Annotated in this window: 18 protein-coding genes; 11 read left to right on the top strand and 7 right to left on the bottom strand. The window is 61.2% G+C overall.

Features of this window, described 5'->3' with window-relative positions; translation table 11 throughout:
- Positions 1 to 37: 37 nt before the first annotated feature.
- The 6 genes from D8W71_RS21210 to D8W71_RS21185 all read left to right on the top strand — a co-directional run bounded on the left by D8W71_RS21210 (position 38) and on the right by D8W71_RS21185 (position 5,197).
- Complete coding sequence (locus D8W71_RS21210; protein ID WP_121119706.1) at positions 38 to 1,510, top strand: aldehyde dehydrogenase family protein; 1,473 nt, start codon at positions 38 to 40, stop codon at positions 1,508 to 1,510.
- Between the two features lie 41 nt (positions 1,511 to 1,551).
- The gene (locus D8W71_RS21205) at positions 1,552 to 2,322 is read left to right on the top strand and encodes an SDR family NAD(P)-dependent oxidoreductase (RefSeq protein ID WP_121116304.1); all 771 of its coding nucleotides are present in this window, start codon (positions 1,552 to 1,554) and stop codon (positions 2,320 to 2,322) included.
- Between the two features lie 14 nt (positions 2,323 to 2,336).
- Entirely contained in the window at positions 2,337 to 2,807 is a 471-nt protein-coding gene (locus tag D8W71_RS21200; RefSeq protein WP_121116302.1) for a nitroreductase family deazaflavin-dependent oxidoreductase, read from the top strand.
- A complete protein-coding gene (locus D8W71_RS21195) occupies positions 2,797 to 3,006 on the top strand; it encodes a ferredoxin (RefSeq protein WP_121116300.1) in 210 nt (69 codons plus the stop codon). Before D8W71_RS21200 ends, D8W71_RS21195 begins: the two co-directional genes overlap by 11 nt.
- The gene (locus D8W71_RS21190) at positions 2,996 to 4,333 is read left to right on the top strand and encodes a cytochrome P450 (protein WP_121116298.1); all 1,338 of its coding nucleotides are present in this window, start codon (positions 2,996 to 2,998) and stop codon (positions 4,331 to 4,333) included. The genes D8W71_RS21195 and D8W71_RS21190 overlap by 11 nt, the downstream gene beginning before the upstream one ends.
- A 192-nt stretch (positions 4,334 to 4,525) precedes the next feature.
- Entirely contained in the window at positions 4,526 to 5,197 is a 672-nt protein-coding gene (locus tag D8W71_RS21185; protein ID WP_161965482.1) for a TetR/AcrR family transcriptional regulator, read from the top strand.
- Between the two features lie 126 nt (positions 5,198 to 5,323).
- On the opposite strand, the gene D8W71_RS21180 is transcribed toward D8W71_RS21185, so the two are convergent.
- Together D8W71_RS21180 and D8W71_RS21175 are read right to left on the bottom strand one after the other, a co-directional pair.
- Positions 5,324 to 6,301 (bottom strand): phosphotransferase, encoded by a 978-nt coding sequence (locus D8W71_RS21180; protein WP_328588801.1) that lies wholly within the window; start codon positions 6,299 to 6,301, stop codon positions 5,324 to 5,326.
- Between the two features lie 187 nt (positions 6,302 to 6,488).
- Complete coding sequence (locus D8W71_RS21175; RefSeq protein ID WP_121119704.1) at positions 6,489 to 8,063, bottom strand: AMP-binding protein; 1,575 nt, start codon at positions 8,061 to 8,063, stop codon at positions 6,489 to 6,491.
- Positions 8,064 to 8,554: 491 nt separating this feature from the next.
- On the opposite strand from D8W71_RS21175, the gene D8W71_RS21170 reads away from it, so the two are divergent.
- The 5 genes from D8W71_RS21170 to D8W71_RS21150 all read left to right on the top strand — a co-directional run bounded on the left by D8W71_RS21170 (position 8,555) and on the right by D8W71_RS21150 (position 14,325).
- Positions 8,555 to 9,754 (top strand): amidohydrolase family protein, encoded by a 1,200-nt coding sequence (locus tag D8W71_RS21170; RefSeq protein WP_236077540.1) that lies wholly within the window; start codon positions 8,555 to 8,557, stop codon positions 9,752 to 9,754.
- A complete protein-coding gene (locus D8W71_RS21165; protein ID WP_121116293.1) occupies positions 9,754 to 11,025 on the top strand; it encodes a CaiB/BaiF CoA transferase family protein in 1,272 nt (423 codons plus the stop codon). The genes D8W71_RS21170 and D8W71_RS21165 overlap by 1 nt, the downstream gene beginning before the upstream one ends.
- Before the next feature lie 94 nt (positions 11,026 to 11,119).
- On the top strand, positions 11,120 to 12,700 hold the full coding sequence (locus tag D8W71_RS21160) for an ABC transporter substrate-binding protein (RefSeq protein WP_121116291.1): 1,581 nt from the start codon (positions 11,120 to 11,122) through the stop codon (positions 12,698 to 12,700).
- Positions 12,701 to 12,748: 48 nt separating this feature from the next.
- Positions 12,749 to 13,903 carry a thiolase family protein gene (locus D8W71_RS21155; RefSeq protein WP_236077539.1) on the top strand — a complete coding sequence of 385 codons (1,155 nt, stop codon included), beginning with the start codon at positions 12,749 to 12,751 and terminating at the stop codon, positions 13,901 to 13,903.
- A complete protein-coding gene (locus D8W71_RS21150) occupies positions 13,900 to 14,325 on the top strand; it encodes a Zn-ribbon domain-containing OB-fold protein (protein ID WP_161965481.1) in 426 nt (141 codons plus the stop codon). Before D8W71_RS21155 ends, D8W71_RS21150 begins: the two co-directional genes overlap by 4 nt.
- 96 nt (positions 14,326 to 14,421) lie before the next feature.
- On the opposite strand, the gene D8W71_RS21145 is transcribed toward D8W71_RS21150, so the two are convergent.
- From D8W71_RS21145 to D8W71_RS21125, 5 genes are all read right to left on the bottom strand, one after another.
- Positions 14,422 to 15,576 carry a thiolase C-terminal domain-containing protein gene (locus tag D8W71_RS21145; protein ID WP_121116285.1) on the bottom strand — a complete coding sequence of 385 codons (1,155 nt, stop codon included), beginning with the start codon at positions 15,574 to 15,576 and terminating at the stop codon, positions 14,422 to 14,424.
- Positions 15,573 to 16,781, bottom strand: coding sequence for an OB-fold domain-containing protein (locus D8W71_RS21140; RefSeq protein WP_121116283.1), 1,209 nt, complete (start codon positions 16,779 to 16,781; stop codon positions 15,573 to 15,575). Before D8W71_RS21140 ends, D8W71_RS21145 begins: the two co-directional genes overlap by 4 nt.
- A gap of 310 nt (positions 16,782 to 17,091) precedes the next feature.
- Positions 17,092 to 17,796 (bottom strand): ABC transporter ATP-binding protein, encoded by a 705-nt coding sequence (locus D8W71_RS21135; RefSeq protein ID WP_121116281.1) that lies wholly within the window; start codon positions 17,794 to 17,796, stop codon positions 17,092 to 17,094.
- A complete protein-coding gene (locus D8W71_RS21130) occupies positions 17,789 to 18,562 on the bottom strand; it encodes an ABC transporter ATP-binding protein (protein WP_201265154.1) in 774 nt (257 codons plus the stop codon). The genes D8W71_RS21135 and D8W71_RS21130 overlap by 8 nt, the downstream gene beginning before the upstream one ends.
- Positions 18,555 to 20,564: an ABC transporter permease gene (locus tag D8W71_RS21125; protein WP_121116279.1), complete on the bottom strand. Its 2,010-nt coding sequence runs from the start codon at positions 20,562 to 20,564 to the stop codon at positions 18,555 to 18,557. The genes D8W71_RS21130 and D8W71_RS21125 overlap by 8 nt, the downstream gene beginning before the upstream one ends.
- Positions 20,565 to 20,579: the final 15 nt, after the last annotated feature.

Genomic DNA, 20,579 nt, shown 5'->3' with positions numbered 1-20,579 from the left:
GCAGCAGGCCGCCGATCTCTTTGTCGACAGGAGCAGAATGAGTATGCTCATCACTACCAGGTCGCCGTACATCGACGGTAAATCCGTTGTCGGCGAGGGTGAACCACTAGCAGTTGTCAACCCTGCGACCGAGGAATCGTTCGTCGAAGTAGAGACGACGTCCGTCGAGCAAACCGAGTCTGCCATCTTGGCGGCGCGGCGGGCATTCGACCAGGGCGATTGGGCTTGGGCGGATCGGCGCGTCCGAGCGAACTACATACTTCGAATGCTCGACTATTTCGAAGAAATTCACACTGCGCTGGGGCATTCCATCCAGCAGGAGACAGGTGCGACGACGCGGATGCTGGGTTCGGCGCAATTGGACCACGCCATCGTCCAGATGCGACAGACCGTGGATCTCTATCTGAGCTTGCCGGAAGAGGAATACAGTCCGCGGCCACTCGATCTGGCTGTCGCCACCAACTCGGTCGGTCTCAGTGTGATGACGTACGAGCCTGTGGGCGTCGTGTCCTGCATTTCTGCGTACAACTGTCCGTTCTGGATGAATGCGTGGAAAGCGATCCCCGCGTTGCTCACCGGTAACACCGTGGTGATGCGACCGAGCCCCTTCACTCCTCTGTCCGCGTTGGTGTTCGCTGAAGCCGCCGAGGCGGCGGGTTTGCCGCCGGGGGTTTTGAACATCGTCGTGGAGGCAGGGTTCGAAGGGTCAGCGCTGATGACCTCGCATCCAGCGGTTGACCAGATCAGCTTCACCGGTTCCTCGGGGGTTGGCAAAGTGATCATGAAGCAAGCCGCCGCGACCATCAAGCGTGTGATGCTCGAGCTCGGCGGCAAGTCCGTCCAGTTGTATCTACCCGACGGTGTGGACAAGGCACCCATGGGTTTACCCACGGTCTTCGGCAACCATGCGGGTCAGGCCTGCGTGGCCGCCACCAGAATGTTGGTGCCCCACGACCGTAAGTCCGAGGTGTTGGAGAAGGGCGCAGCCATCGCGGCCCGGCTGACCATCGGGGATCCCACCGACCTCTCCACCTCCATGGGGCCGTTGATCTCCGCGGGTCAGCGTGAGCGCTGCGAGTCCTACGTCAAACGCTCGGTCTCACACGGCGGGCGTGTGGTGAGCGGCGGGAAGCGTCCGAAGAATTTGCCCGTCGGGTATTACTTCGAGCCGACAATCCTCGACGTGCCGGACAATTCCAACCCCGCGGCACAGGAGGAAATCTTCGGCCCCGTCGTCACCGTCATCGGCTACGACACGGTAGACGAGGCAATCGCCATCGCCAACGATTCTCCATACGGTCTCTCCGGACAGGTCTACAGCCCGGATCTCCTAGCGGCCACTGCAGCTGCGCGCAGAATCCGCGCGGGAGCAATCAACGTCAACGGGCTGGGCGCGAACGCCTACGCCTCGTCCGGGGGCTACAAGGAGAGCGGACTAGGCCGCGAACGAGGCGTCGACGGTCTACGCACATACCAGGAGATCAAACATCTCAGCGTGAACAACTGGTGACCACCGAACGCTCGTACCCACACCCGTAGAGGACCTCAGCAATGCAACTTCAAAACAAATCAGTTGTCATAACCGGTGCGGGCTCAGGCGTCGGCCGTGCGTCGGCGATTCTGTTCGCCCGCCGGGGCGCCAACGTCGTGTGTGCCGACGTCAACGACGAATGGGCCAAGGAAACAGTTCGTCTCGTCGAGCAAGACGGAAACAATGCCATTGCCGTGCATTGCGACGTGACATCCGAAAGCGAGGTCGGTGCGGCTATCGCAGCCGCAGTGCGTGAATACGGGCGACTCGACGTGATGTTCAACAATGCCGGGATCGCCACCCCCCGGCCAGGTCTGCGTTTCGAGGACCATACCGTCGAGGAATTCGAGAAGCTGACAACGGTCAATTTCAAAGGAGTGTTTCTTGGCACCAAACATGCTGTGCGGCAATTTCGGGCACAGGGAACGCCGGGCGCAATCGTCAATACTGCCTCGGTTGCGGGCATGGTCGGCTGGGGCGGCACCGTTTACGGTGCAATAAAGGGCGGGGTCATCCAGCTCACTCGGGCTGTTGCGGTCGAATCGGCACCGTACGACATCAGGGTGAACGCGGTATGCCCGGCTGGAATGCCGAGCACTAATTTCATGGACATACCCGCGGACGAGGGCGCCGCATCCGCGGCATACGAACGAGTTGCGAAGCAGCATCCTCTTGGTCGGTACATCGATCCCGAGGATGTCGCTGCGGCTGCCCTGTTTCTCGCCTCGGATGACGCCCGCAACATCACCGGCGTCAGCGTGCCGGTCGACGGCGGCTACGTCGCACGATAGAGAAGGGGACACAAGTGACCACCAACCAGAGTCGAGCATCGTACAGTCCGACCGACACCTCGTTGCTCAACGGCGAACATGTCGAACGCTACCGGGCAACAGGGGGAGTGGTAGGACATATTTGGAACGGGGTGACGTGCCTCCTGTTGACGACAGTTGGACGCAAGAGCGGCCAACCTCGGGAAACCCCACTCATCTACGCGAGAGACGGAGACGACTACATCGTCATCGCGTCCAAGGGCGGCGCGCCCCAAGCGCCCAACTGGTTCGTAAACTTGAAGGCAGAGCCGCAGGTGACGGTTCAGGTGCTTGCAGAGCGCTTTCCCGCGCGCGCACACATCGCGAAAGGTGACGAGCGCGACCGCCTGTGGCGGCTCGCAGCCGAAGCGTGGCCGAACTACAACGTGTATGCCGGGCGCACGGAACGGGAAATTCCTGTCGTGGTGTTGCGCCGCACAGTGAACGGGGAAAACAGTGAGGGTTAGAGTCGACTCGGACCGCTGCCAAGGGCACACGCTGTGCGCGATGGCTGCACCAGCGGTGTTCGAACTGAACGACATGGACGGCCATGCGTCGGTGGCCACCGACCCGGTTCCGCCGGGGCTGGAGTCACCGGTGCGAAGTGCCCAACAGTCCTGCCCCGAACAAGCGATCGAAGTAGAGGACCACGACGATGACCGATGAGAAGGCAGCCACCGGTAAAAAGCCCGAGTTTCATTTCGAGCGCCATGGTCCGGAGTATCGCGATAACTTCGTTGCGATTACCGAGACGATGCAGGAGAAGTGCCCGATTGCTTGGTCCGACACCCATGGCGGACATTGGGTCACGTCCACCGCCGACGCGAATTTTACGCTGGCCCGGTCAGCCGACGTGTCCAGTGACCACGATGTGCGGGGCCTACGCAAGGGATACCGGGGTGTCACCATTCCGCCTGCAGCCAATGTGACGAGCATTCGCGGTGGTATCGCCGAAATGGATGAACCCGAGCATGGAAAATATCGAAAAATACTCAACCCGTTCCTTTCTCCCGCTGGTATAGCCAAGTGGCATCCGATTATCGAAGAAGTGATCCGGGCTTCCATCGACGAGAAGATCGAGTCGGGTTCCATCGACTTCGTCGACGACCTTGTCAACATCGCACCGGCGGTCATCACACTCGGAATGCTCGGTATTCCGATCGAAAAGTGGTCCGTCTACTGCGAACCGGTCCACGCCTCCATCTACACCCCGCCGAACTCACCCGACATGGCACGAGTCGGTGAGCTCAAGAAGGTGATGGGAGCCGACTTACGGGCAAGCATCGCGAGCATCAGAGAGAACCCCCGGCCGGGCATGATCGACGCCCTCGTCCGGGCAGAGGTCGACGGCGCACACCCCGACGACGCAGAAATCCTCGGCATCCTCAGTCTGCTCATCGGCGGAGGGTTCGACACGACCACTGCATTGGCGTCGCACGCCCTCGAATGGTTGTCTCAGAATCCGGACCAGCGCTCCACGCTCAGCGAGGAACGCGACGTCATGTTGAACTCCGCGACCGAAGAATTTCTTCGCTACTACACCCCGTTGGCGGGGGCGGGCCGTACAGTTTCCGCCGATTGCGAGTACCAGGGTGTCGAGGTTCGCGAGGGCGAGCGACTCTGGCTGTCATGGGCAATGGCCAACCGCGACCCCGAACTGTTCGCCGATCCGCACACCGTCGATCTGGGCCGAACAGCCAATCGGCACTTCAGTTTCGGTATCGGGATGCACCGTTGTATCGGTTCGAACCTCGCCCGTGCCCTGTTCAAGAAAATGCTGATCGCCGTCTTGGACAGAATGCCGGATTATTACTGCGACCCAGAAAGCGCTGTCCACTACGAATCGGTCGGGACCATTCAAGGGATGCGCAACCTCCCGGCCACGTTTGCTCCCGGCAAACGCCTGGGGCCTGGCCTCGCCGAAACTTTGCAGCGCCTGCAGGTCGTCATCGACGAACAACGGCTCGCCGAACCGGGCGCCGTCCGCGTCTGATCGTCCGCATACCGCCACGAACAGGTACCCGGCATGTTCTGACTGTCGGGTGCCGCCTCGACCCTGCAGGCGATATACTCGTCAGCGGTCGGCAGCAGCGGCGCATCGGTCGTCGAACCGCCGGGACCGCAGCGACGCCAACTGTGCGCGGTTCGAAAAGACGACAGTGAGGTTTGGTCAGCAATGAAGGAGATGTCTCCCGTTCGTGCACAGTCGGTGTGGGAGTCGAGAGCGCTCGATCGCTCGGCGGTACGGGCGCAAGATCAGGCCTCGGCGCGTCAATTGACGACCGCCCGCGAAATTATCAACGCGGGCCGCGAGATGTTCAAGGAGACCGGGGGTTTTCGGTTCACCATGAAGCAGGTCAGTGTCGAAGCTGGGGTAGCGCTGCAGACGGTGTACCGGCATTTCGAAACCAAGGATCTGCTGGTTCTGGCGATACTGGAGGAAGAAATTCATTCCTCGGTCGCGAAGATCGAGAGTGCAGTCGGGGCGATGGCAGATCCGTTGAAGAAGGTGCAGGCTGTGGTCACAGGCCCGGCATCGAGGCGGAACTCCAAGCGGCAGACCTTGATGGGGGCGGCGATCGTGCGGGAGCATCTTCGGCTCCAGGTCGACTACCCAGCCGACGTAGCACTGGTTACTGCGCCGTACTTCGCACTGATCGTGGGCGTTCTACGAAACGCGGCCGACGCCGGTGTGCTCCACATCGTCGATCCCGAACGAGACGCCCGTATTATCCAGCATCTTGTCGAATCCTTTTACCATCAATTCGCCCTCGGCGTAAGTTCGGACGGAGAGGAGATTTCGACCGCTTACCTCTGGGACTTCTGCCGCGCAGCACTCGACCGAGGTAGTCACTGACACTTCGCCTGCTCATGCGAATAGACGATCAAAAAGAAGGAATGAGTCGTAACCGCTTGTCGCATAAACGAAAACGGTGGACCTCCTAGGACTCTCACTGAGCGCCTACGAGGTCCACCGTTTTCTTTACGCTCCTCCCAGTATGCCTGTCAAAGCGTCGTGATCTGCAGCGGCGGTGCCCAGCCTGTGGACAAGAATCTCGATCAACTGTGGTTCAACTTCCGCGGTTATTCCCCACAGGTACAAACCGTGCACGATACCGCGACCGTACTGGCGCCAGGCCTCGTCGAAGTCCGGAGCCTCGGCACCGAACTCGGCCAGGTCGGCGAGGTACTGAGCCAACAGTTCTCGTTCGCTCCGTCGGCGGTCCTCAACACTGAGTGTCGAGGCGATGTGGTACGCGACATCGAAATACCAGATGCCGCGCTGAACGAGCTGCCAATCGACCAGGGCCGGCCGACCGTCCGCATCGAGTATGAGGTTCCCCGGGTGGCCGTCACCGTGAATTACGCACCACGAGGTGGTTCCGTCGTTGACAGCGGATACGGTCTCGGCAACGAGCCTGGTGTAGGCATCGAAGATCAGTTTCGGGTTTCGCGCCGCCGCCGGCACACGCCGTCCATTGGGGCCTGACATGTTGGCGCCGATTCGCGAAAGTACGGCCTCCTCACCCCAATACGAAAGGGTCTTGCCGATCCGGGCTCGGAGCCAGGGAGTGTCGGCCCAGCGTGGGTTGTTCCAGGTGCTCGCGTGCAGCTTGGCCATGTCACGCAAGATGGTGGCAGCCTGGCTCGGTGTGTAGTGCGTTCTGGCGTCCAAAAACTCTCCACCTGCGGTAACGAGGTCTTCGGTGATGACCACGCCATGGCGTGTCACCGGATCCACATCCGCGTAGACATTGTTCAGAGTTCGTATCCCTATCGCTCCCGCGAGATCTCGATAGAAGTAGGTCTCCGCTTCGCCGATGAAACGTGCTGCCCGGCCGAGCTCGTTGAAGTATCCCTTCACACACAGATCCCGAGGGACTTGCTCGGTTGTTCCCGAGTATTCGATGGAGAATCGGGCATTCGTGGATACCCTCGACACGACAGTTCCCGGCGTCACCTTATGCACCTGTATTCCCGGATAACGTTGCTGCAGCGCCGCGCTGAGCCACTCTGGGGACTGTGCCACCTCGAGGGTATCGGGTACGGGTAAAGCAATCGACGCGTTCATGCGTGCCTACTCGTCGTGCGTTGGGTCGATCCGTCGGTGTCGTTCATTGCTGCCTCTGTTCTTCGCGTTGGTATCCTCATCGGTTCCCCGTGTCATCGGTCGAGTCGTTGGCTGCCGCCACGCGTAGGTCGGAAATGCTGTCACGCACAAGAAACTTTTGAACTTTCCCGCTTGCGGTACGTGGGAAGTCGTCGACCACGAACAGCTCCTCAGGCCACTTCTGGCGCGCTATCTCCGCACGATCGAAATGGGCTCGCACGTCGTCCAACGATGGAGTCTCGCAATCGTGGCGCACCCGCACCACGCCAGTAGCGTGCTCGCCGAGCCGAGCGTCTTGACCGGCGACGACAACCGCCTCGGCTATGCCGGGCATGGATAGCAGAACGTCTTCGACCTCTACCGCACTGATATTCTCTCCGCCGCGGATGATGACATCCGATTTTCGATCCGTGATGGTCAGATAGCCGTCCACCAGGACGCCGACATCACCCGTGCGATACCAACCGTCCGCATCGAACGCGTTGTCGGTCAACAAATCACTCGTGTATCCGAGACATAGGTCGGGACCTCGACTCAAAATTTCACCGTCTTGGGCCAATTTGATCTCGACACCCAGGCGTGGCGCACCGTCCGTGTTCAAACGTTTGCTCTCGGGTGCGCTGTAGGTCGATCCTGTGACCGAGGGATGTTCGGTGCTCCCATAGGACCGCGTGACGCAAATGCCGAGTTCGGCGAGCTGGCGTGTCACCGTCGGTGGAACCGAGGAGCCTCCCAGCCCCATGTACTTCAAATACTTCAGATGGGCCGGTGTGAACTCGGGTTGGTCCACCAGGCTGGTAACGAAATACGGAGGACCGCCACCGATCGCAATTCCGTGACTGTCCATCAAGCCGAGCACCCGTGCGGGGTCCCACTGGTCCAGCAGGTCGATCGAACTTCCGTCGAGGACAGGTGTCAACAGGGCGCTCACCATGCCGATGAAGTGGCCCACCGGGAGTGCGGTCAACTGCGGCCCACGGTCAGCTGGATAATTGGCAGCCAGCTGGCGTGTCTCGAAGCCGAGAGTTTGATGACTGTGGACGACGCCTTTCGGGTCGCGCGTCGTACCCGAGGTGAACGCGATGACTGCCGGGGTGGACGGATCGACTTCGAGCGTTCCCTCCATCGGCTGGTCGGCGAGCAGTTCGTCGAAGCCGGCACCGACAATGCCCACGATCGGGACCTGCTCGCTCACCGCTGGGTCGTACTTCATCCGCCCGAACTGTTGGGCCGTGATGTACACCTTCGGTTCGGTCTCGGCCAAGACGAACCTCAGTTCCTTGGCTCCATAGAAATGCACCACGGGGACCACGACTGCACCGAGGAACGAGGAGGCCCAGAAGGTGGCTGCAGCTTCCATCCAGTTCGGAAGCTGCATGACCACCACATCACCCGGTCCCACTCCCCGTTCTCGCAAGCCGGCGGCCAGGCGCCTCGCGACGAGCTCGACGTCGCCGTACGTTCCCTCGTACGGGCGTACTGCAGAGTGCACCCTGAAGGTGACATCGGGATGTGCCTGCAACCCGGCTGCGACCATCATGCCAATCGACTCCGTCGTCCACCATCCCTCCGTCTCGTAGAGCTGCTTCAGTTGGCCGGGGATTGTTCGCATCGACTCGAGTTCCTCCGAGGATTGGGGACACAACAGGGGAATTGCGTGATTGGCTTTGCGTACCGGAGGCAGTCGCTCGACGGTCACGTTCGAACCCGCAATTGCACAACGCGGGACAATTACCGAGCTCGAGCATCAGTCGAGCCCGCGCACGGGCAACACACGCTGACTCGCATAAAAGTACTCTGGTCGAGCAGCTTTCGAGGCATTTCCGGGAAACGGCTGGATGTCTCCACGTGAGCGGACGATCGAGATCGGCTGTCGCACTCCCACAATCGGGATGTCATGCCTCCAATCGACAGCCCTCGGGGCCAGGCATCCGCTGTACCTCGGGCCTAGGTTCCATTGCAAATGTGATCTACGTTCTATATTGTACGAGAGTGTGATTCTCGTTACGGCGGTATCGGGAGTCCAGTATCCCGCACCATTTCTCGGAGGCGGACGGGCACTTGGTTGTTCGTCGGTTCCGAGCGAGCGAACGGAGTTTTCTGTTGACGACATCGAGTGCCAATCCTGATTTGAACTGGTTGATTTCGGTCGATGACCACATTCTCGAGCCGCCCCATGTGTGGCAGGACCGGATCGCGTCGAAGGATCGTGACCGTGCGCCCAAGCTTGTGCGCAACGGTGACAAGGAGACGTGGGTGTACGAGAATCGCATCGTTCCCACCAGTGGGCTGTCGGCTGTGGTCGGGAAGTCTCGGGAGGAGTTCAGTCCGGAGGCGATCACGTATGCGGACATGCATCCTGGGTGCTACGACCCGAAGGTCCGGCTCGAGCACATGAACGAGGCCGGTATTCTGGCCTCTCTCGGGTTCCCGTCTTTTCCTCGGTTCTGCGGTCAGATTTTCTATGAAGCCGAGGACAAGGATCTTGCGTTGCGCTGCTTGCAGGCCTACAACGACTGGATCTTCGAGGAGTGGTGTGCCACCGACCCGGGCCGGTTCATTCCGTTGGTGATCATTCCGCTCTGGGACCCGCAGTTGGCTGTCAAGGAGATCGAACGTACCGCTGCTCTGGGTGCGCGTTCTGTCGCGTTCTCCGAAAACCCCGAACCTCTGGGCCTTCCGACCATCAACGATCCCAGCCGATACTGGGACCCCGTCATGGCCGCCGCAGCCGACAACGACCTCGTCATCTCCATGCATGTCGGGTCCTCCTCGCAATTGCCTACCATCGCCAGCGACGCACCCTTCATGGCCAATCTCACCTGGGGGGCGACCCGTACTGCGGGGACGATGTTGCAGTGGCTTTTCAGTGACTACTTCGCCAAGCATCCCAACCTGAAAATCGCTCTGTCCGAGGGCAATATCGGGTGGATTCCGTACTTCCTCGAACGCGCCGAGCAGGTCTACACCAAGCAACGTTTCTGGGCCGCCAAAGGCGTCAAGTTCGAAGGCCATGCCGCCACCGAGGTCCCCATGGACCTCGACATCCGCCAACGGTTCAGAGACCACGTCTACGGCTGCTTCATCGAGGACGAGGCCGGTATCGCCAACATCGATCTCATCGGCGAGGACAACATCATGTTCGAGACCGACTACCCGCACTCCGATAGCACCTGGCCCGACTCCATCAACGTCGCCCGCAAACAGATTCAGCATCTTCCCGAAGCCACCCAGTACAAACTGCTCCGCGGCAACGCCGAGAAACTGTTCCGTTTCACCCCCACCGTCCCCAACCTCGGCTGATGGCTCGCTCGACGCAGACAGACCGCGAAGGCGAGGGGAGGGGTGACGCTTCATCGCCTGGACCCGGGGTCTTCGCGGGCGTGAAAGTCGTCGAACTGGCCCAATGGGTGTTCGTGCCGGTCGCCGGTGCCCTGCTGTGCGATTGGGGAGCCGAGGTGATCAAGGTCGAATCCCCCTCAGCCGGTGACCCCTACCGAGGACTGGTGGAGCAGGGTGTCACTACCGGCAGCGAGACAGTCAACTACTCCGTCGAGCTAGCCAACCGGGGCAAACGAAGTATCGGTCTCGATTTGAAGAGCGCCGAGGGACGAGACATTTTCTACGCGTTGATCGCCGACGCCGACGTGTTCTTGACTAACTTCCGATCGACAGCCCTCGACCGGCTGGGACTGAGCGTCGAAACTTTGCGAGAAATCAATCCGCGCCTGATCTACGCGCGCGGACATGGATTTGGTGTTCGCGGTCCCGACAAAGATGTTCCGGCATACGACAACACGGCCTTTTGGTCACGTGGAGGAATGGCGCACGTGCTGACGCCCGAGAGCATGGAGCACCCGTTGAATCCACGTGGTGCATTCGGTGACCGCCAGGCGGCGATGAACCTTGCTTTCGGAGTATCGAGCGCACTCTTCCGACGGGAGCGCACGGGGGATGCGTCCGTCGTGGACGTGTCCTTGCTTGGCAGTGCGATGTGGACACTCGGTTCAGACATGCTGGGTGCGCTGCAGGGCCAGATGCCTCGCGCCCGAACATCGCGTGGGGAAGGACCGAACCCGCTGGGTAACGTATTCCGCACCAAGGACGGTCGCCACATCACCCTGGCTCTCCTGCAACCCGATCGATACTGGCCCGAGCTCTGCAGCATCATCGGGCGCGAAGATCTGCTCGATGACGATCGCCTCTCCACCATGGCAAGCCGGGCTCACAACCGATCTGAGTGCCTCCGGATACTGGACGAGATCTTCGCGGACCGCACCTACTCCGATTGGGTCGCTCGGTTCGAAAGGTCCCACCTGCCCTGGGCTCCGGTTCAATCCGTGGAAGAGGTCCTCACCGATCCGCAAGTCGTTGCGAACGACTATCTCTCCGCGGTGGAGTTCGACGACGGCATCGAGCTGACTTTTCCGAACGGGCCAGTGCAATTCGACGAGACTCCGCCGGTTCTTCGGAGGGCGCCGGCCCACGGTGCCGACACAGAGGACGTGCTCCTCGGCCTAGGCTTCGACTGGGACCGAATCATCGAACTCAAACTCTGCGGCGCGATCCTGTGAGCAGCCGTCACTCGAGGCGCTTGGACGCGTACTACCGCGAACACCCACTCTCGCTCTCGAAAACCACAATGGCACTCTGTCCCGAAAGGCGACGATGATCCGACGTAGAAGTCAACTCCCCAGTATTGTTGCAGCACTGGGTTTCGCTGCGATGCTCACCATCTCGTGTGCTTCGCCCTCCACCCAGGCCGCAGAATCGGAAGACGTCGGCGATCCAGTGGCCGGGGGCGGCATCGAGGCCGTACAGGTCAGTGAGCCACGCTCGCTCGACCCAGCCGCACTGGGGAACGTCTGGGCGACTCAAGCCATGATCGGCAACGCGCTCTACGGAACGCTGATGACCAACGATCCCGAAACGTTGGAGATCGATTACAACATGGCCGAGGCTTTCTCGACCGACGACGGTGGCGCGACGTACACGATGAGATTGCGGCCGGAATTGATGTTCACCGACGGCACGCCACTGGATGCCGAGGCGGTCAGATTCAACTGGGAGCGCATGAAGGACCCGGCGCTCGGTCCCGGTGCAAGCAAAGTCAGTCCGCAAATCGCGTCGATGACAGTGATTGACCCCGTCACCTTGCAGGTGACGATGGTGGCGCCCAACTCACATTTCGATCAAGCGGTGGTTACCAGCGCACTCAACTGGATTGCGTCACCCACCGCCCTCCGTCAGAACCGTGCCGCGTTCGACGATGCGCCGGTCGGTGCCGGGCCGTTCACCATGAGCAGCTGGAGCCGCCACGACAGAATCACCATGTCCAAAAACCCTGAATACTGGGATGCGCCCAAGCCTTACCTCGACTCGGTGTCGTTCCGTTTCATCGCCGATGCCGCTCAGCGGTTCAATGCTGTCTCTACCGGTGCGACCGATGTCAGCTCCGAAACCAATCCCAAAATCGTGGACGATGCCGACGCCCAGAATCTCGGGACAGACGTCGTCGCGACCGGCGGTGGGCAGTACCTTGCCATGAACACCCGTACTGCGCCGTTCGACGATCCGCGGGCACGCCGGGCGGTGTCGATGGCCCTCGATCTCGCAACACTCAACATGATCGTCTACAGCGATGCAGGTGAGGTCCCGAACACGCTGTTTTCCGCCGAGTCGCCGTACTACAGCGATATCGAACTGAGGCACACCAACCAGGAGGAAGCGCAGGCGCTCTTCGATGAGCTGGCCGACGAAGGAAGCCCGGTGAAGTTCGACTTCACCAGCTTCTCCAGCGCGGAGAACAAGCTCGCAGCGGAAGCCGTTCAGACACAACTGAGCGTCTACGACAATGTCGACATCGGAGTGAAAACCCTGGACTCCACCACTATTCAATCAGTGGTCGGGAACCGCGATTTTCAGATGGTGGTCACCAGCGCGAACATTCTGGATCCCGATACCGAACTGTGGGTCAATTTCCATTCGAAGTCGTCGGGCAACATGACCGGCATCAGCGACCCGGAACTCGACCGGGCACTGGATGCGGGTCGGGTCGGAGCGACACAGGAAGAGCGAAAGAATGCGTACGACGAAGTCCAGGAACGCCTGGTCGATCTGGTTCCGGGCGTGTTCTACATCAGGTCGACGCCGGCGATGTTGTCGGGCACGGGGGTGTACGGCGTGAAGCTCTACGGCCTCGGGTCGCCGCTTCCTGAAGAGATGTGGACGAACCAGGGATCGAACTGAGCCTGTTTAATAGTCGATTTCGCTGGAAGGTAGACGGTGGGTTCACAGATGGACGCTTCGATTGTAGGCATGGGCTTGACCGAGCAGGGCCGTCATCTGGGCGTATCCGGGCGTGAATTGCGTCGACAGGCGCTCGATCTCGCGCTGGCGGACGCCGGGCTCGGGCGGTCGGAGATCGATGGCTACATCATGGTTGGCGCGTCGTTCGAGGATCTCAGATACTTGGGACTCTCCCCAGGCTTCTCGTACTCTTTGATGACGGGCGGGACGTCGCCCACCGCGAGCGTCTTGGTGGCCGCCGGTGCGATCGCCACCGGTCAGGCTACGACCGTTGCCTGCCTCTACGGGGAGGCTTATTCGTCGCCGCACAAGAAGCTGTCCCCGCATACCGAGAACGGAACGGAGCGGGATATCAGGGCCTACAGCTACGGCTATCCATACCTGTACGGCATGGTAGGGCCTGCGGCCACCTACGCGCTCGCGGCCCGTAGGCATATGGAGTTGTACGGCACGACGTCCGAGGATCTCGGCCGGGTCGCGGTCGTCGAGAGGGAGTATGCGTCCACGCGGCCCGGCGCCCAGGGGTACAAGCAGCCGATCACCCTCGACGACCATCAGGGTTCACGGATGATCGTCGACCCACTCCGCCTGCTCGACTGCTCTCGACCGACCGACGGCGGTGCCGCCGTCATCGTCACGTCGACCGAGCGTGCCGCTGACATCACCGATCGAGCCGTCAGTGTGCTCGGTGGCGGAACGTCGCATGCAATCGAGACATGGTGGAACGGAACGATGTTCGAGTCGATGAATGTCGGCCGAGCGGCTCGGACTGCACTCGGCCAGGCTGGCGTCGACCTCGAGGACATCGATACTGCACAGCTGTACGCTCCCTTCACGATCGCAGTCCTGATGCAGCTGGAGGAGTACGGGTTCTGCGCGCCCGGCGAGGGCGGCGAATTCGTTGCAGCGGGCCACACCGGGCCGAACGGCAGCATCCCGACGAATACAGGTGGCGGCCAGCTGTCCGGCTTCTATGCCACAGGCTTCACACCGCTGAGCGAAGGGATACTTCAGATGCGTGGTCAGGCGCCTTCCAGCCAGATCGACGATCCAAAAACATGTCTTGTGAGTGGTTCTGGTGGCAATGGTGGTGTGCAGGGCTCGTGGTCACACGCGAGCCTCGTCCTGGGAGCGACGCGGTGAGCGTGGGACGCCCGCTTCCGGGCGATGTGGTCGAGGACGCGATCGATCAACCGTTCTGGGATGCGTGCAGGGAGGGCATTTTCCTGGTCTACCGCTGTGCCGAGTGCGGAAAGTCGTTCTGGCCCGCGGGATCATGCCCGACTCACGGAATGCAGAGCACCGAATGGGTACGTTCGTCAGGTCGGGGACGCGTGCACACGTGGACCGTCGTGCATCACAAGTACTCCCGGACGTTCACCGACAGCCCGACCATCGTTGCGGTGGTGCAGCTGGACGACGGGCCCTTTTTCCACACGAACCTCACAGCCGTCGACTTCGTCGAACTCGCCGTCGGCCTGGCGGTCCAGGTATTTTTCAGTGCCGACGACGAAGGCATGGTGCTGCCTGTCTTTCGACCTGTGGTGCCTGCGGACGATCGCTAGCTGGCTTCACAGTAAGCCAGCAGTACGCGCTCTGCCCCTCCTCTTCGCGGTACGCACCGCTGAGAGGAGGGGCAGAATTCGTCGGCCGTTGGACGGTCAAGGCCCTTCCAGGATGGTTACAGCGGAGACGGCGGAGGGACCACCGATGTTGTGTGCCAGACCGACTCGCGCATTCTCGACTTGATTGATTGCTGTCCCGCGCAGCTGGTCGAAGAGCTCGACACATTGGGCCACACCGGTCGCGCCCGGCGGGTGACCTTTCGACTTCAGTCCGCCACTGGGATTCACCGGTAGCGAGCCGCCCACGGACGTCTCACCGGTTTCGAGGAGCTTGTAGCCCTCGAACCGATCCGCAAACCCCAGGTCCTCGTAGCTGATCAGTTCGATTCCGGTGAAGTAGTCATGGATCTCGGCGACGTCCACATCGGCCGGAGTCATTCCTGCCATGCGGAATGCACGCTTGGCAGCCCGTGTGGTGGCCGGGAACGCGGTCATGTCGATCTTGTGCTGATGCATGACGGAATCGAGACCCAACCCGACACCGCGTACCCAGACGGGGCGGTCTGTATATCGGTCGACTGCATCCTCGGAAGCAAGGATCAGCGCCGCAGCTCCATCGCTTTGCGGGGCGCAGTCGTACAGGCCGAACGGAGTTACCACGGTAGGAGCCTCGAGTGCCTGCTCGATGGTGATCTCGAATTGCAGTCGTGCTTTGGGGTTGTTCGCACCTTGGCGGTGATTCTTGACCGCGATCATGGCCATGTGTTCACGTGTTGCGGGCGATTCGTGAAGGTAACGGTTCACATGCAGGGCAAAGCCGGCAGGGGAGACAACGCCGAGTGGGTAGTCCCACGCCATGTCACGCGAAGCCGATTCCCACTCCCACAACATGGCTTTCGATGCCGTCTCGCGAATCTTGTCCGCACCCATCACCAGCGCCACCTCGAAGGCACCCGAGGCGATTCCGTACAGGGCATTTCGGATCGCGTCGTTGCCCGTTGCGCACGAGTTCTCGATTCGAGTTACCGGGATGTCGGGTATTCCGAGTGAATCGGCGAGAACGCCCGACGGGAATCCGTCGGTTGTACCCATTGCGCCGAACCACGCCGCTTCGATGTCGGACTTCTCGATACCCTTGTCCACGCTGTGTGCGGCGTCTGCATAGGCCATCGGCAGTAGATCTTTCATCCCCAGGGCGAAATGCTCCGCGAACGGTGTCATTCCCGCGCCGACGACTGCAACTTTTCTCATACAGTCACTCCTTCCGCATCGGCAGCATGTGCCGGGTTCATGATGACGTCGGGTTCGAATGCATAGCCGTAGTCCGAAACACCCGAACGGATCGCGACCCGACGAAGCGTCAGACGTCCTCGGGCTCCGATCTCGACCGAACCGGCATGTGCTCCGGTCACCTTCACCAGGGCACGTACGCCGACATGGTCGAGCTCGACGATGACCAACGAGTACGGCGTTTTGAGGCCCGGCACCGGCACATGCACAGTTGCCTCGGTGTACACGGTGCCGACACGCGGCAGCGGAACCAGTTGGTACCGGGTGTCGAGCGTTCCGTTGTCGGCCAGGTGGTAACGAGGGGGGAAATCAAGCGCGTCGCCGTCTTCGAACCGACCTGCTTCCCAACGAACCTTGGACTCGAAGGCCCGTGCATAGGCCGCAAGTGATATCGGAATTTCGATGCCGGGAACCGTGACACTCGGGCGCGGGACTTGCGGCTGTGGCTCGATACGATGCACCGTCACCGGACCGGACACCACGGTGATGCCGGAGAGGTTGGCCTGCTCCACACCCACCAGCGGTCCTGTCGTCTTCGACTCGGCCATGTCTGCGAGGGCAAACAGTCCCGAGCTCGCGCCCGTGGTCGGGAGCGCTGTGGAACGGCCGTCGCCGAGTTCGGCCGCCATCGTGGCGTCGAGGCCGGCAACGGCGGACGGATGTTTCAACCAGGCCGCTTCGAGAGAAGCCAGGAATCCTCGATCATGTTCCAACCGGGCGTCGCCGTACTCGTGTATCGCACCGGCCAGGTTGCGTGTTCGAACCGGTAGGCTTCTGGCGATTCGCGCCGACGTCCTTACTTGTAAACCATTTTCGGACGTCACTGCGGCGGCGGCGCCGGCTGGATCGAGATCGACACCGATCACCAAAGTGCGTGGCCGGGCAGATCCCAGCGCGTCCAGAGTGGCAGGTGCGCCGCCAAGTCGTTCGGTGACCTCCAGTTCCGGATCGAGCCCGAGCCCTGCGAGAAGTACTGCAGCGTTGCTGCTTTCGAGCAGGGGTAGATTGCGGGTGATCAGCACTACTGTGTCCACCGGAGCTCCGGCGAGGGCAGCGCGCCCGGCTTCTACCGCCATGGTGATGGCATCTTCGTCGTCACCGACGAGGCGGTGTCCGGGGGTACCCCACGGGGGTAAATACGTACCGATCGAAGCTATATGGGGCATGTCGATCTCCTTCCCGAGCTGCGTGGGCGATGCCGCGCGGTGCGGTGAACCGGGGCCAGGAGTGAGCCGGTGTGCGCCGGCCGCTCATCGCCTGCGTCGCCGCGCGAACGGCCGGACCCGGGGACACCCATCCGCTGGCAATCGTTCGAATGAGACGTGTTTGGTGTCGCCATCGATAACGTGTCGACGGTTGCCAGCTTACGCGCAGTCCACGCACGACACAGGCGAACGAACCAAACACCTGCTCTCACAAGATTGCGAGCATCCCTTTGCCTGCGACGCCACGAGCGCGTGCAGGTAGGTGGCAGGTTCATTCGAAATAGGCAGCTTGCAGGTCGTCTTTGTTCCGGCGCAATTCGCTTGCTTCACCTGACAGGACGACGCGGCCGTGGTTGAGAACCACGGCACGATCGGACACCGCCAGTGCCAGATCCACGTGCTGTTCGACCAACAGCACCGCTATACCCTCGTCGAGAGCCAACTCGCGGATCGCAGGCAGCATCTTCGTGACGATCAAAGGTGCCAGACCCAAGCTCATTTCGTCTATCATGAGTGCTCTCGGTCGGGACAGCAGTGCGCATACAACGGCAAGCATCTGCTGTTCTCCGCCTGACAACAAACCGACCTTGCGAGTTCGCAGACCGGCGATTGTGGGGAACCGCTCAAGCAGGAAAATTTCGCGTTTCGGGTCAGGTTTGCGGCTGGTCAGGCGGAGGTGCTCGCGCACCGTCATCGAGGAGAACAGTCCGCGGTCGTCGGGAACCAACCGTAGTCCGCGGCGGGCTGTCAGGAAGGGTCGCTTGTAGTCGACCTTGTCGCCCAGGTAGCTCACCCGGCCGCCCATCGCGGGCAGAAGACCCGCCAGGGCGAGCAGGGTGGTGGACTTGCCCGCGCCGTTGGGTCCGAGTAGCGACACAACCTCTCCCGCAGCGACAGACAGGTCGACGCCGTCGACTGCGGCTATTCCGTTGTAGCCGGCTGATAATCGAACTGCTTCGAGCGCGGATTCAGACATCGGACTCCTCCAAAGGAGCTCCCAAGTACGCGGCCATGACACTGGAATCGATGCGCGCCTCGTCCGGTGTGCCGGTAAAGATGATCTTGCCGAATTCCATCACGTAAATGCGATGACACACACCGAGAACGAGTGACATGTCGTGGTCGATCAGCAGTATGCCGGGTCCACTGCGGGCAACCTCGCGAACACGTTCCGCGAAGTCCTCGCTCTCATTGCTGTCCAGCCCCGCTGCAGGCTCGTCCAGCAACAAAATGCTGCACCTACCGACCAGCGCGCGTGCGACTCCGACGAGCTTCTGTTGACCCAGCGACAGGTCCCTGGCGACGACATCGCTCACGTTGTTCAACCCAACGACTCGGAGCGCAGCTGTTACCGCGGAGTCGACCTTGTTCCCGCGCCGCACGAAGATGTCCCGGATCATCACGGACAAGCCTCCCGGACGCAGTGGTGCGCTGACGTTCTGGGCGACGCTGAGATTGGAGAACAATTCCCCGGACTGCCACGTGCGGGAGAGCCCCGCACGACGCTTGAGGTGCGGGGCCAGTCCGGAGATGTTCTCTCCGCCGAGTGAGGTCGTACCCTCGGACTTGGCGAAGCCTGTGATCGCGTCGACGAACGAGGTCTTCCCTGCACCGTTGGGACCGATGAGGCCGACAATTTCGTTCGGCCGTACTTCCAGCGAAACACTATCGTTGGCAACGACGCCGCCATACCGCACGGTTATGTTGTCGGCAATCAAACCGTGGGTCTTTCCCTCACTCATGGCTCGCTGCCACCTCCCTGTCTGTATCGGTTCTGTCCGGCTGCGTAGTCGACGCATCCGTGACGGGTGGCCCGGAGCGGGATGCTCTGACCCGATCGGCTACGCGGGAGAACTCGCCGGCGATACCGACGGGATTGAGAATGGCAGTGAGAATGAGGGCGATGCCCGAGATCAGCGCGTAGTAGTTGCCGAGCGACAGCGCTTCGTGCACGAGTACGTAGACGATGCCGAGCGGGCCGATGACGCCGGCGACGGCAGCTCCCGTGAACGATGTGATGCCACCGAGATAGGCAACCGCAAGGACCTGCAGACCGACGAAGACGGTGAACGATTCGGCTGACAGCTGGCCTGCGCTGTAGCCGATGAGGCAACCTGCCAGTCCGGCTATGAAGGCCGATATTCCGAATCCGATGAGCTTGGTGGACCGAACGTTGATGCCGACGGACGCGGCAGCGCGTTCGTTGGCACGCACAGCGAGAAAGGTCCGGCCGGTATCTCCGGATGCGAGGCGAATGAACACCCATACGACGACTGCCGCTACCGCGAGAACCGCCAGAGAGAATGGCAGTCGAGCGATTTCGGTGCCCTTTCGGACGCCGAAGTCGAATCCGAACAATGTCGGATTCCCGATCGGGTTGCCCGACGGTGGGGTGAGGCTGTAATTGTTGAACACGAAGCGTTCTATGGCGAGCGCAGCCGCGATGGTGACAATCGCAAGCTGTGCCCCACGGATCCTGAATGCGGGCATTGCTACGGCCATTCCGAGCAGTGCTGCTACCAGGGACGACAGCAGAACGGCCAAGATGGCCGGCATGTCGAAGTCCGTCGTGAGCTTGGACAGTGTGAAGCCTGCAGCACCCGCGAATGCCATCTGTGCCAACGAAATCTGTCCGAGGTATCCGGTGATGACCACGTACGACAGGGCCAGCAACATGAGAATTATCGAGTAGGTCAATCCGAAACGGTAGGTGCTGGATACGACGGTCAGTAGAACGACCATTGCCACGATCACGATCGTTGCCGGGATCGGGCGAAACGTCGGAACCTTGACGTCCGGCAGCTTTACCGTCTGTAGTGATCCGCGCGAGGGTATGCGCCCGCCGAACAGGAACAGAATCACGATCACCACGACGAAGGGTACGACCTGGTCGATTCCGGACTGTGCCCAGACGGGCCACCAGGCGTATCCGGCGATGAGGTTGAGCATCGACTGGAATGCACCGAGAGCAAGGGCCGCGACCGCGACGGTCATGACCGAGTTCATTCGTGCAATCAGAAGCACCGCCAATGCCGGTACGACGAGAAGCGTGTAGTTCAACGGGTTCAGCCCCGTCAAACTCGAACCGAGGATGACGCCGAGGGTGCTCACGAATGCGGCGGCAATCATCGCGATTGCTGCGAGCCTGTCGGGAGAGAATCCGAGAAGCGTTGCACCACGCTCATTCTCAGCAGCCGCGCGAGTAGCAGCGCCTGCGCGGGCGAACGTGAAATATGCCCAGATCGCGCCCGAGGTGAACAACATGATGGCCGTCATGAGCAGCTCTGCCGACGAGACGGAGGTGCCCAGCACGTCGACGGTACCGGTGGGAACGAGCGAATCGACGCGAATATTGTTCGGCCCGAATCGAATCACCACCAGCGCCTGCACTGTAAGCATGAGCGCGACGGATACCACGACTTGAGCGAGGGCCGGGGCCTTGCGTACCGGCCTGAAAACGAGGTAGTGGGTGATCAGTCCGAGCAACACCGCCATACCGAGAGCAATCGCCAGTGCCACCATCGTCGACGGTGGGGTTCCCAACTCCACACGGCCGATCGGGAGCACCAGGTCGCCGTCGATGCGCAGTTGGGCAAAGACATAGGCCCCCCACATCGCGGTTGCACCTTGCGAGAAATTGATGATCCCGGTCGACCGGTAGACGAGCAAGAGCCCGTTTGCCAGTCCGATGTAGACAGCGCCGAGGCCCAATCCGAGGACCGCGAACTGGATGTAGGTACTCATTTTGTACTCCGTCGA

This window comes from Rhodococcus sp. P1Y (genome assembly GCF_003641205.1).
Taxonomy (GTDB): domain Bacteria; phylum Actinomycetota; class Actinomycetes; order Mycobacteriales; family Mycobacteriaceae; genus Rhodococcoides.
Note: the sequence above shows the minus strand (reverse complement) of the source record. Positions and strands in the feature narration are given on the sequence as shown.

What these genes read in the sequence shown, in the direction of transcription:
- D8W71_RS21125 (WP_121116279.1), bottom strand. Translation starts at nt 20,564, where the DNA reads ATGAGTACCTACATCCAGTTCGCGGTCCTCGGATTGGGCCTCGGCGCT.
- D8W71_RS21130 (WP_201265154.1), bottom strand. Translation starts at nt 18,562, where the DNA reads ATGAGTGAGGGAAAGACCCACGGTTTGATTGCCGACAACATAACCGTG.
- D8W71_RS21135 (WP_121116281.1), bottom strand. Translation starts at nt 17,796, where the DNA reads ATGTCTGAATCCGCGCTCGAAGCAGTTCGATTATCAGCCGGCTACAAC.
- D8W71_RS21165 (WP_121116293.1), top strand. Translation starts at nt 9,754, where the DNA reads ATGGCTCGCTCGACGCAGACAGACCGCGAAGGCGAGGGGAGGGGTGAC.
- D8W71_RS21160 (WP_121116291.1), top strand. Translation starts at nt 11,120, where the DNA reads ATGATCCGACGTAGAAGTCAACTCCCCAGTATTGTTGCAGCACTGGGT.
- D8W71_RS21210 (WP_121119706.1), top strand. Translation starts at nt 38, where the DNA reads ATGAGTATGCTCATCACTACCAGGTCGCCGTACATCGACGGTAAATCC.
- D8W71_RS21155 (WP_236077539.1), top strand. Translation starts at nt 12,749, where the DNA reads ATGGACGCTTCGATTGTAGGCATGGGCTTGACCGAGCAGGGCCGTCAT.
- D8W71_RS21145 (WP_121116285.1), bottom strand. Translation starts at nt 15,576, where the DNA reads ATGAGAAAAGTTGCAGTCGTCGGCGCGGGAATGACACCGTTCGCGGAG.
- D8W71_RS21175 (WP_121119704.1), bottom strand. Translation starts at nt 8,063, where the DNA reads ATGCGAACAATCCCCGGCCAACTGAAGCAGCTCTACGAGACGGAGGGA.
- D8W71_RS21185 (WP_161965482.1), top strand. Translation starts at nt 4,526, where the DNA reads ATGTCTCCCGTTCGTGCACAGTCGGTGTGGGAGTCGAGAGCGCTCGAT.
- D8W71_RS21205 (WP_121116304.1), top strand. Translation starts at nt 1,552, where the DNA reads ATGCAACTTCAAAACAAATCAGTTGTCATAACCGGTGCGGGCTCAGGC.
- D8W71_RS21140 (WP_121116283.1), bottom strand. Translation starts at nt 16,781, where the DNA reads ATGCCCCATATAGCTTCGATCGGTACGTATTTACCCCCGTGGGGTACC.
- D8W71_RS21190 (WP_121116298.1), top strand. Translation starts at nt 2,996, where the DNA reads ATGACCGATGAGAAGGCAGCCACCGGTAAAAAGCCCGAGTTTCATTTC.